Genomic DNA, 10,754 nt, shown 5'->3' with positions numbered 1-10,754 from the left:
CATTTAGAACTAAGAAATCGTGGTTATCTGGTAAATCAGAAAAGAGTTCAACGCTTGATGGAAGTACTCAATTTACAAGCTAAAATGCGACAGAAACGAAAATATTCTTCTCATAAAGGAGATGTTGGTAAGAAGGCAGAGAATCTCATTCAACGCCAATTTGAAGGCTCTAAAACAATGGAAAAGTGCTACACAGATGTGACAGAATTTGCCATTCCAGCAAGTACTCAAAAGCTTTACTTATCACCAGTTTTAGATGGCTTTAATAGCGAAATTATCGCCTATAATCTTTCAACTTCACCCAACTTAGAACAAGTAAAAACAATGTTGGAACAGGCATTCACAGAGAAGCACTATGAGAATACGATTCTCCATAGTGACCAAGGCTGGCAATATCAACACGATTCTTATCATCAGTTTCTTGAGGGTAAGGGAATTCAAGCATCCATGTCACGTAAGGGTAACAGCCCAGACAATGGTATGATGGAGTCCTTCTTTGGGATTCTGAAATCGGAAATGTTTTATGGTTATGAGAAGTCGTTTCAGTCGCTTAAGCAATTGGAACAAGCTATTGTAGACTATATTGATTACTACAACAATAAACGAATTAAGGTAAAACTAAAAGGACTTAGCCCTGTGCAATACAGAACTAAATCCTTCGGATAAATTAATTGTCTAACTTTTTGGGGTCAGTACATTTATTACCTGATATTATGCGTTTTTCTGATTTCAAAGACGGTTTACTCAGCTTTTTTTGTAGGTTTGATACTTGAAGTCACTCTTCTTTATCATTATGGAATTGCTCCATACAGTTGAGTAGTTTGGATGGTGGTGTTTTTCTAAAGTTGAGCGATAACTTCCTCAGTTGTCAAAACTTGGTTGGCAATGTAGCCGTAGTTTGTCAGTGCAGCTTGGTAGGCTTCTTCACCTGGAGCACCGACAGCATCGTTAACAACAATGACATTGTAGCCTAATTCTATGAGTTCACGCATGTGTGAATCCACGCAGAGATTAGCATTCATACCAGCCAAGATGACGGTGTCGATACCATTTTTGCGGAGTTGAAGGTTAAGGTCGTTGCTTTCTGGGCCAAAGATTTTATGTCCGTTGACAACAATAGTATCTTCATCCAAAAATGGTTTAATCTCTTCAATCATATCTGCTCCAGAGCCTTCTGGAATTGCTGAATATTGACTATCACGCCAAAACATTTCGTTTTCAATCATCATCGTTTCACCAGCAGCTTTAAATTGCCACTTGTGATCGTGTGGATAGAAGTAGTGCGGTGAGATAAAACGCTTGTAGCCACGCTCTTTAGCAAGAGCGAAAAGCTTTGTCAGATTTTCAATAGTATTAACTTTTTCAAGAACGTCTTTAGTTGCTCCGAATCCTTTACCAGTATGTTTTAGGAATTCAACTTGTGGGTCTGTGATAACAAATGCGACATTTTTCTGATTGAACATGAGGTTCCTCCTAATATGATTTGATTAACAGCCAATAGGAATTTAGACTGTTAGTTTGATGATTTTCCAAATGGTAGTTTTAGTTATATACTGACCGTTCGGTACAATTATAATAACATCTAAAATTGAATTTGTAAATCAATTTGCTCAGAACAAAAATTTTAATGATAAAACAGTGGTAAAAGGTGGTGGTTTCAATTGTTTGGTCTCAGACTCTGAATCTGCTATAATAGGAAAAAAGAGAGGTGAGCAGATGAGCGTTAAAGAGCGTATTTTACAAAGTGCTGAGGAATTGATTTATCAGAAGGGTTATGTGGCCACCTCCATCAGTGACATCATGGAGGCAGCTGATGTTGGCAAGGGGCAGCTTTATTATTATTTCACATCTAAGAAGGAAATTGGTTTGACGGTCATTCAAGATATTTTAGCAAATTGGCGAAAAGAGCTTTTTGAAGATATTTTTGAAGCAGACAAGTCTTACAGTGACAAGTTTTCGGATATGATTGACTGGGTTTATCAATTTCATGAAAGTCAGACGGTCTTTTATGGTTGCCCAATTGGTAATCTGATTGTGGAATTGTCCACAGAAGATGAGAACTTCCGCTGTCCTCTCAATGATTTTATGACCCAGTGGACAGAGAAGTTAGCCAGCCTCTTGCAAGACCTGCATGCTGACTGGTCAGAAGAGCGGGCGCATTTGCAGGCCCGTCAAGTCATCTCCAGTATTCAAGGAAGCATTGTCATTCTCAAAGTCAGCCAAGACATCCAAGTTTTGGAAAATAATATGACGGATTTGAAAAAGAATTATTGTTAATTTTTAGCCGAAGAATTAAAAGTATGTTAATTTATGGATTGTGGTTAAGAGGTAAGAATGACAACAGATATTAAAACTGAAATTGGTCATAGAGTAAGACAGGAACGTGAACGTCACAAATTGACGAGAGAAGAGGTAAGAATGACAACAGATATTAAAACTGAAATTGGTCATAGAGTAAGACAGGAACGTGAACGTCACAAATTGACGAGAGAAGAGGTCTGTGGACAGAAGCTGAATTAATAATCAAACAGCTGATGCGTACTGAGCTTGGGCAATCCTTGCCAACAATTACTAAGTTACAATATTTATCTAAGCGATTAGAAGTTCCGATAGATACTTTTCTTGAAAATAAAGAACTAGCTCTTCCTGAGGAATACTTTAAGATAAAGTACCGTATCATGAAGTCTCCAGTATAGTATATGGAGATTCCAAGCGTATTACGGAAAAACTAACTTTAATTGAGGAAGTTTATAATTGTTACGGTGACATCCTTCCTGAGGAAGAGTTGCTGAGTCTAGACTTGATTGAAAGAATATTAGATTTGATAAGAACAGGGACAGGTAGTTTCGCTGAAGATATTTTTGATGATTATTTTAAGCAAGTTTACACATTCAATGATTTACTATTAATTGATTATTTTGCTATGCAATGTCAAGACTTGATTTATAGAAGAGAGCATTAGATAATTTTCGGATTAAGTTGTTGAAACAGCAATTAGTTAGTGATGAAATGTATAATGTAGAGCTACTATCAGTTCTTTGTGCCATAGCGGGTGTTTATGTTGTTCGTAATGACTATAAGCATATGATATCTCTAGTAAAAAAGATGAATGAAATTTTATCAGTAACAATGTTGCAAGTCTATAAACCTGGAATTTCAGTATTTGAAGCTAAGTGCTATCTTTATTTTGAAAATGATAAAAATAAAGCAAAGGAACTTTATCACTCAGCAACTATACTAGCTGAACAATTTGATGATAAAGTATTTGACATAAAAAATTAATAAATGGTTGGAAGAATTGGAAGTCCCTTATGAACTATGGAATTTGTCTAGTGGGATATTAGATCTTCAAAGCCCACCGCCGCAAGGAATCTTTTACAATCGTATGTCCGAATCTTCTCATACCAGAGGTCATCGTTATGCACCAGAATTTACAGAGCAGGTGCTTACTTGGCTAGAAGTGCACGATCGCAAGGTTGTGAATGGTACTGGTGCTATCAACCTTGAAATCAGTAAAGTCAAACAATATTTGAAGTTGAACGAGTCTGGTATTGAAACTCCTGCAACAGTTGCGGTTTTAGGGCAAGAAAACATCATTGAAGCAGCAAGAAAATTAAACATCTATCCTTTGATTACCAAGCATAATCGAGCAGGAAAAGGCTTAGGAGTTCAACTCTTCCAAAATGAAGAGGAACTGGACGCTTATGTCAATAGTCCCCTCTTTGAACCTTCAGTGGACGGGATTACCTTGTTACAAGCCTACATCAAACCAAGTGATGGACGTATCCGTCGTTCAGAGTTTATCAATCAGAAGTTTCTTTATACTGTTTCAATTGATTCTTCAGATGGTCTCCAACTTTGTCCAGCAGATGGTTGTCAAATCGGTAAGAGGCCAGAACAACTGGAAACTTCTGAAAAATTCCAAATTACAGAACCTCTACCAGAATCTCAAAAAGAAGCTTATGAAGCCTTCCTTAAAAATGCTCATATTGATGTGGCAGCTATAGAATGGGTTCAATCAGAAAGTGGAGATATTTATGTGTATGATGTAAATACCAATACAAACTATAATCCTACAGCGGAGCAGAATGCTGATATTTTTGCTCATCAACATCTGGCTGAATATTTAAAGCGGGAATTAGAAGCTCTTTATAGTGAATGATTATCTTGGAAGTTGATCTTTTAAAAATTTGATAATAAGGTCTAGATAGAGTAAGACATAAATACTTTTCTTTCAAGGTAATAGTTATCAGCAACAACTACTAATATATAACGCCCCCCTCTGCAGATTTTAATTACAGAGGGGCTACGTTTGTGATGTTTACTCTAATTCCTTATGATTTATGAAATCACTTAGTTTTGAGAATCCCAAGAATACTGAGATTTTTTTCCCCTCAGTTTATCAATCTCTTCCTTGACACTGTGTCATCTTTTGATACAATAGTACAAAATTAGAGGAGGTGAGTTATGATTCAGAAACATGCGATTCCTATTTTAGAGTTTGATGACAATCCTCAAGCGGTCATCATGCCCAATCACGAGGGGCTGGACTTGCACTTACCAAAGAAGTGTGTCTATGCTTTTTTAGGTGAGGAGATTGACCGCTATGCGAGGGAAGTAGGGGCGGACTGTGCCGGCGAATTTGTTTCTGCCACCAAGACCTATCCAGTTTATGTCGTGAACTACAAAGGCGAAGAACTTTGTCTGGCTCAGGCTCCTGTTGGTTCAGCTCCAGCAGCCCAGCTTATGGATTGGTTGATTGGCTATGGTGTGGAGCAGATTATTTCCACTGGAACCTGTGGTGTGCTGGCTGATATAGAAGAAAATGCCTTTCTAGTCCCTGTTCGCGCTCTGCGAGATGAAGGAGCTAGTTATCACTATGTGGCCCCTTCTCGTTATATGGAAATTCAGCCAGAGGCTATTGCTGCTATTGAGCAAGTTTTGGAGGCCAGAGGGATTCCCTATGAAGAAGTCATGACCTGGACCACAGATGGTTTTTACCGAGAAACAGCTGAAAAGGTGGCTTATCGCAAGGAGGAAGGCTGTGCTGTTGTGGAGATGGAGTGTTCTGCGCTTGCGGCAGTAGCCCAACTGCGAGGGGTTCTCTGGGGTGAATTGTTGTTCACAGCTGATTCCTTAGCAGACTTGGACCAGTACGATAGTCGTGACTGGGGTTCAGAAGCTTTTGAGAAGGCCTTGGAACTCTGCCTTGAGATAACTTCTCAGATATAGCTACTCTCCCTCTTTTTATGGTACAATGGATGTATGTTATTCAAATTATTTGTGAAAAAACTTGAAAGGGCCTTTGGCGGACTTTCGCCAGCTCGTCGGATTTTTTTAAGTTTCGCTGGAGTTATTTTTATAGGTTCTCTCCTTTTGAGTTTGCCTTTTGTACAGGCAAGCGGTTCGCAGGCTACATATTTTGACCATCTTTTTACGACGGTGTCCATGGTCTGTGTGACCGGCCTCTTTACGCAGCCGGTAGCTACCACCTATAATGTCTGGGGTCAGCTGATTTGTATGCTCTTGATACAGATTGGTGGTCTGGGGCTCATGACCTTTATCGGGGTATTTTATATTCAGGGGAAGCAAAAGCTCAGTCTTCGCAGTCGTGAAACCATTCAGGAGAGCTTTAGTTACGGGGAAACTCGGTCACTGAAGGCCTTTATGCGGTCTATCTTTTTGACGACTTTTCTGGTGGAGGGCTTGGGTGCCTTCCTACTAAGTTTCCGCTTTATTCCTGAGTTCGGCTGGGGACGGGGCATTTTTACCTCTATCTTTTTAGCCATTTCAGCCTTTTGTAATGCTGGTTTTGATAATTTCGGCAGTAGCAGTTTAGTGAATTATCAGACGGATCCTTTAATCAATCTGGTCATTGCTGGTTTGATTATCACGGGTGGTCTGGGCTTTATGGTCTGGTTTGACTTGGCAACCCAGCTAGGCCAGAAGAAAAAGCGTCGTCTGCGTTTTCACACCAAGTTGGTCCTCTTCTTGACCGCAGGGATCTTGCTGTTTGGGACAGTATCCACACTCTTTACGGAGTGGCACAATCCTGGGACCATTGGTAATCTTAGTGTCCCAGAGAAGGTGCTAGTCAGCTTTTTCCAAACTGTCAGCATGAGAACGGCTGGTTTTGCCTCTATTGACTACACCCAAGCTCGGCCTGTGACCTTATTTATCTATATCCTACAGATGTTTCTGGGTGGCGCGCCTGGAGGGACGGCTGGGGGGCTCAAGATTACGACCTTCTTTGTCTTATTGGTCTTTGCTCGTAGTGAGTTGCTGGGCTTGCCTCATGCCAATGTTGCGCAGAGAACCATTGAAGCTCGAACAGTCCAAAAATCCTTTAGTGTCTTCATTATCTTTTTGATGACCTTCTTGTTGGGTTTGATGTTGTTGGGAATTACGGCAGAAGGAACACCGCGATTTATCTACCTCATGTTTGAGACCATTTCCGCCCTTGCGACAGTTGGGGTCACGGCAAATTTGACACCAGAATTGGGCAAGCTAGCCCTAAGTATTGTCATGTTGCTTATGTTTATTGGCCGTATCGGTCCCTTGACCTTGTTGGTGAGTCTAGCGGATTACCAGCCGGATAAGAAAGATTTGATTCAGTATATGAAAGCAGATATTAGTATTGGATAAGAAAGGAAGAACGATGTCAGATCGTACGATTGGAATTTTAGGCTTGGGGATTTTTGGGAGTAGTGTTCTGACAGCCCTCGCCAAGCAAGATATGAATATTATTGCCATTGACGACCACGCCGAGCGTATCAATCAATTTGAGCCTGTTTTGGCGCGTGGAGTTGTGGGCGATATTACAGACGAGGAACTCCTCAGAACCGCAGGAATTGATACCTGTGATACGGTTGTAGTGGCAACAGGGGAAAATCTAGAGTCGAGTGTGCTTGCAGTGATGCATTGTAAGAGTTTGGGTGTACCAAGGGTTATTGCCAAGGTAAAAAGCCAGACAGCCAAGAAGGTACTGGAAAAAATCGGTGCTGACTCGGTAATCTCGCCTGAGTATGAAATGGGCCAGTCCCTAGCGCAGACCATTCTCTTTCATAACAATGTGGATGTCTTTCAACTGGATAAAAATGTGTCTATCGTGGAGATGAAAATTCCGAGTGTTTGGGCAGGTCAAAGCCTAAGCCAGCTGGATCTACGTGGTAAATACAATCTCAATGTCCTAGGATTTCGTGAACAAGAAAATTCACCGCTGGATGTCCAGTTTGGTCCTAATGACCTCTTGAAAGCAGATTCCTATATCTTGGCAGTCATTAACAACCAGTATCTAGATAACTTAGCAGAATTAAATTCCTAAGGAGGGGAATCCCCTCTTTTTTTGATGTTCAAGATAGCAAATAGAGGTAGAAACCCTTATATAGTAAAATGAACCAAAAATAGTACATAATGTGGTATAACCTTCTTATGGCATATTCAATAGATTTTCGTAGAAAAGTTCTCTCTTTTATTGTGAGCGAACAGGTAGTATAACAGAAGCATCACACGTTTTCCAAATCTCACGTAATACCATTTATGGCTGGTTAAAGCTAAAAGAGAAAACAGGAGAGCTAAACCATCAAGTAAAAGGAACAAAACCAAGAAAGGTTGATAGAGATAGACTTAAAAACTATCTTACTAACAATCCAGACGCTTATTTGACTGAGATAGCTGCTGAATTCGGATGTCACCCAACTACCATTCGCTAGTGGATTGAAACCAAAATAGTACACCACAGCTGCTAAAACATTTTTAGAAATTAATTTAACTTTTCTAATTGATTTGTTCAAATCTTATTTCAATCTACTATAAAACCCAACCAAAATTTATTTTGGCTGGGTTTATTTGATATTCTTTACAATCTCATTAAATGAAGATATAATTTTTCCTTGCTTATCTTTGGGTAATTTTGTTAAGTTTTCAAAAAGTACTTCTGAAGAATCTTCTCGATCTGATTCAAATGATTGAAGATTGAAGAACTCCTCGACCGTTAGATTTAGGGCTTTGATTACGGATTCAAGAGTTTTTATCTTAAAATCATACTTCATGTTTTCTATATTTTGAATCGCTTTAACACCTAGACCAGCTATTTCAGATAATTTTTCCTGACTTAAACCTTGGTCTTTTCTGCATTCACGTATTCGAAATGCGATATGCTTTTGTAATTTATTATATTCCATACTATGTACCATTTTACTATCTATTTTCTTGAAAAATAAGTATAATAAACTATCCAAAAACGAGAAAAGTATGGTAGAATAGTACTATATTGAATAAAATGCATAGGGCATTATACAAAGGAGTTTATAGATGTCAAAAACTATGGAAAATAGTCATGGTACTGCTAAAAAATTGTATACGGGTGCGGTTATTTCTGCCATCGCAACCACTGGTCTTGTCGGAACAATCGGAACTGCTCAAGCAGATACAGTGGAGCTTCCATTACCTACAACTTCTCAAATCGAACCAGCTTTGGCAGAGAAAGAAGCTCCTAAGAAAACTGAAGTAAAAGTTCCTACTAAGGAAGTTACAAAAGGTCAGGTTGACGAAGCTAAGGATAAGCTTGATAAATCTACCAAAGAAGTAGAACAAGCAAAAGCCAAGAAAGACCAAGCACAGACCGAAAAAGACCAAGCACAGACCGAAAAGAATAATGCTCAGTCAGAGGTAGATAAGGCACAAGAAATCAAGGATAAAGCTACACCAGAAAACATTGAAAAGCAAAATCAAGAGGTTGCTAGTGCTGAAAATGGTAAATCTGATGCAGAAAAGCAAGAGATAAATTCTAAAAATGACCTTGCTAAAGCACAAGAAGTTGTCGCAGACCAAGAAAACGTAGTTAAGAAGTCTGAGGACAAAGTAGCAAGTGCTGAAAAAGAAGTTAAGGACGCACAGACTAATGTAGATAACGCACAAGCTGTCCTTGACGGTACAGGACAAGCGAAAGTTATTGCTGAAAAGGATAACGCTGAAAAAGCGCAAGCACAAGCACAAACTAGTGTATCAAACGCTGAAAATTCTTTGACACAAGCCAAGGCTGATGACAAGAAACGTGCAGACGCAATTTCAAGCGTCCAAAACGAGTTGACAGAAGCTAGTAAGTTAGTAGCAAGCACTCAAACTGCTTTGACAAACGCAACAAATAAAGCAAGTCAGACACAAACTGCTCTTGACCAAGCACAGGATACATTTACTAGGGCTGAAAGTAGTTATAAATCAATTAACACTTTTCAAGTTACAGATGACTATGTTAATGCTTTGAAATCCTATGTAAATAATCCTTATAACATTTCAAATGAACGTGCTAAGTGGAAAGAACATAGAGAGAAAGCTAAAGAAAATTTGAAGAAAGTTAATCAATCTAATATTGATTTAAACAATTTTAAATCCAACCCTAGTGATAAAACAATTGCTGTAGATGCTAATCATTTGACAAATGAGCAAAAGATAGAACTTTCAAATTTTGCAAATAGTCTAATAAACCAAATTCGTGAACGTTTTGGAACTCCAAAAACAGTTGTAACTAAGGGAATGATTGATGTATCAGACAAAATTACTGAAGGATATGTGGCAGATGATTGGCGAGTCGAAGCAGGACATCATAACAAGCTTATTAATCGGATTGCACGTGAGTATGGCTTACCTGCTATTGATGATGAATCTGGACAAGCTTTAGAAAATTTAAGTAGTATCAATAATGGTGATAAAATTCATACAATGGATGATGCTAAAAAATGGGTTTATGAAAGTATTTCTGGATTGCTATTTAATGGTTGGGAGTGGTTACATGCTCAAAGTATTACGGGATTGACTAGCCAAGGGGCAAACAAAGAGTATTTTGCATTAGGACTGTCTAGTAGTACTGGACGAACTAGCGCTCATTTCTTTACTGTATCAGACAAACAAGTATCTGGCAACAAGCTAGATAAGACTGAAGTGCCTAACAATAATACAGCAGAAAGTATTGTAAAAGCCTATAATACTGCAAATTCTGCCTTATTAAATGCTCAGACTGAAAACTCTATGGCACAGCGTGAAAAGACAAGTGCTTCGATTGCAAATATCAGAGCTAAAGGTGAGCAGGAAACAATTCAAAAACGATTGGATGCTCTTAAAGACACACCTTTGAAAACACCGACTGCTCAAAGCAATCTTGAAAAGGCACAAGACACCCTTGCTAATGCTAACAAGCGCTTAGAAAATGCTGAGAAAGCACTAGAGGCTTTGACTGCTGACGTTAAAATCAAGCAACAAAACCTTGATAAAGCGAAACAAGAACTTGTTAATAAGCAGACTGCCCTTACTAACGCTAAAAACAACCTAGCAACTGAACAAGATAAATTGGCTGAACTCAAAGCACTGGTGCAGACTGCTGAAAATAATCTTGAACTTGCTAAAGAAAAAGTAGCACAAGCTACTAAGACACTTGAACAAGCCAAGGCTGACCTTGAAAACTTGCTCAACGCAGAGCCTAACTTAGCTAAAGCTAAGAAAGTCCTTTCTGAAAAAGAAACTACTCTTAAAGAGAAAGTAACTGCCTTGAAAGAGGCACAAACTATCCTTGACAAGTTGTTGAAAGAACAGAAACTCGACCAAAAGACTTATGACAAACTCTTCGCCTTGTATAGTGCGCAAGTAGAAGCTAAACGTTTAGCTGACCTTGAAGCAAAACGTAAAGAGCTTGAATCCTTGGGGTATAAACTTTTACCACTTCCTCCCTACTCACCTGAGTACAATCCTATTGAGAAAAC

The 10,754-nt window shown here is 38.9% G+C and carries 11 protein-coding genes and 2 pseudogenes; 11 read left to right on the top strand and 2 right to left on the bottom strand.

What is annotated here, in order from left to right:
- Positions 1-666: IS3 family transposase (locus QZ359_RS00980; RefSeq protein ID WP_293952019.1), on the top strand; the 666-nt coding region annotated here is incomplete at its 5' end.
- A gap of 173 nt (positions 667-839) precedes the next feature.
- Here QZ359_RS00980 and QZ359_RS00975 read toward each other — a convergent pair.
- Positions 840-1,463, bottom strand: a complete 624-nt coding sequence (locus QZ359_RS00975; protein WP_000483066.1) for a cysteine hydrolase — start codon at positions 1,461-1,463, stop codon at positions 840-842.
- A gap of 253 nt (positions 1,464-1,716) precedes the next feature.
- Here QZ359_RS00975 and QZ359_RS00970 point away from each other — a divergent pair, with 253 nt between their 5' ends.
- The 9 genes and pseudogenes from QZ359_RS00970 to QZ359_RS00930 form a co-directional block, all read left to right on the top strand.
- On the top strand, positions 1,717-2,277 hold the full coding sequence (locus QZ359_RS00970; RefSeq protein ID WP_000111608.1) for a TetR/AcrR family transcriptional regulator: 561 nt from the start codon (positions 1,717-1,719) through the stop codon (positions 2,275-2,277).
- Positions 2,278-2,334: 57 nt separating this feature from the next.
- On the top strand, positions 2,335-2,520 hold the full coding sequence (locus QZ359_RS00965; RefSeq protein WP_293952007.1) for a hypothetical protein: 186 nt from the start codon (positions 2,335-2,337) through the stop codon (positions 2,518-2,520).
- Between the two features lie 172 nt (positions 2,521-2,692).
- Positions 2,693-2,962 carry a hypothetical protein gene (locus tag QZ359_RS00960; RefSeq protein WP_365966948.1) on the top strand — a complete coding sequence of 90 codons (270 nt, stop codon included), beginning with the start codon at positions 2,693-2,695 and terminating at the stop codon, positions 2,960-2,962.
- 20 nt (positions 2,963-2,982) lie between these two features.
- Positions 2,983-3,282: a hypothetical protein gene (locus QZ359_RS00955; RefSeq protein WP_293952004.1), complete on the top strand. Its 300-nt coding sequence runs from the start codon at positions 2,983-2,985 to the stop codon at positions 3,280-3,282.
- Positions 3,278-4,162 (top strand): alpha-L-glutamate ligase, encoded by an 885-nt coding sequence (locus QZ359_RS00950; protein ID WP_153297661.1) that lies wholly within the window; start codon positions 3,278-3,280, stop codon positions 4,160-4,162. The genes QZ359_RS00955 and QZ359_RS00950 overlap by 5 nt, the downstream gene beginning before the upstream one ends.
- Before the next feature lie 305 nt (positions 4,163-4,467).
- Positions 4,468-5,232: a nucleoside phosphorylase gene (locus tag QZ359_RS00945; protein ID WP_049487699.1), complete on the top strand. Its 765-nt coding sequence runs from the start codon at positions 4,468-4,470 to the stop codon at positions 5,230-5,232.
- 33 nt (positions 5,233-5,265) lie between these two features.
- A complete protein-coding gene (locus QZ359_RS00940; protein WP_293951999.1) occupies positions 5,266-6,645 on the top strand; it encodes a potassium transporter TrkG in 1,380 nt (459 codons plus the stop codon).
- 13 nt (positions 6,646-6,658) lie between these two features.
- Positions 6,659-7,324 (top strand): TrkA family potassium uptake protein, encoded by a 666-nt coding sequence (locus QZ359_RS00935; protein WP_293951996.1) that lies wholly within the window; start codon positions 6,659-6,661, stop codon positions 7,322-7,324.
- Positions 7,325-7,431: 107 nt separating this feature from the next.
- Positions 7,432-7,700, top strand: a pseudogene (locus QZ359_RS00930) (IS630 family transposase); the annotation flags it as partial.
- Positions 7,701-7,844: 144 nt separating this feature from the next.
- Here the strand turns inward: QZ359_RS00930 and QZ359_RS00925 are convergent.
- Positions 7,845-8,183, bottom strand: coding sequence for a helix-turn-helix transcriptional regulator (locus QZ359_RS00925; protein ID WP_293951993.1), 339 nt, complete (start codon positions 8,181-8,183; stop codon positions 7,845-7,847).
- A gap of 130 nt (positions 8,184-8,313) precedes the next feature.
- Here QZ359_RS00925 and QZ359_RS00920 point away from each other — a divergent pair.
- Positions 8,314-10,206, top strand: a pseudogene (locus QZ359_RS00920) (SEC10/PgrA surface exclusion domain-containing protein); the annotation flags it as partial.
- Between the last annotated feature and the right edge of the window lie 548 nt (positions 10,207-10,754).

It is taken from the genome of Streptococcus sp. (genome assembly GCF_019414905.1).
Taxonomy (GTDB): domain Bacteria; phylum Bacillota; class Bacilli; order Lactobacillales; family Streptococcaceae; genus Streptococcus.
Note: the sequence above shows the minus strand (reverse complement) of the source record. Positions and strands in the feature narration are given on the sequence as shown.

Excerpts from the sequence above, each read along its gene's own strand:
- QZ359_RS00975 (WP_000483066.1), bottom strand. The coding sequence starts at position 1,463 with ATGTTCAATCAGAAAAATGTCGCATTTGTTATCACAGACCCACAAGTT.
- QZ359_RS00970 (WP_000111608.1), top strand. The coding sequence starts at position 1,717 with ATGAGCGTTAAAGAGCGTATTTTACAAAGTGCTGAGGAATTGATTTAT.
- QZ359_RS00965 (WP_293952007.1), top strand. The coding sequence starts at position 2,335 with ATGACAACAGATATTAAAACTGAAATTGGTCATAGAGTAAGACAGGAA.
- QZ359_RS00945 (WP_049487699.1), top strand. The coding sequence starts at position 4,468 with ATGATTCAGAAACATGCGATTCCTATTTTAGAGTTTGATGACAATCCT.
- QZ359_RS00940 (WP_293951999.1), top strand. The coding sequence starts at position 5,266 with ATGTTATTCAAATTATTTGTGAAAAAACTTGAAAGGGCCTTTGGCGGA.
- QZ359_RS00935 (WP_293951996.1), top strand. The coding sequence starts at position 6,659 with ATGTCAGATCGTACGATTGGAATTTTAGGCTTGGGGATTTTTGGGAGT.
- QZ359_RS00925 (WP_293951993.1), bottom strand. The coding sequence starts at position 8,183 with ATGGAATATAATAAATTACAAAAGCATATCGCATTTCGAATACGTGAA.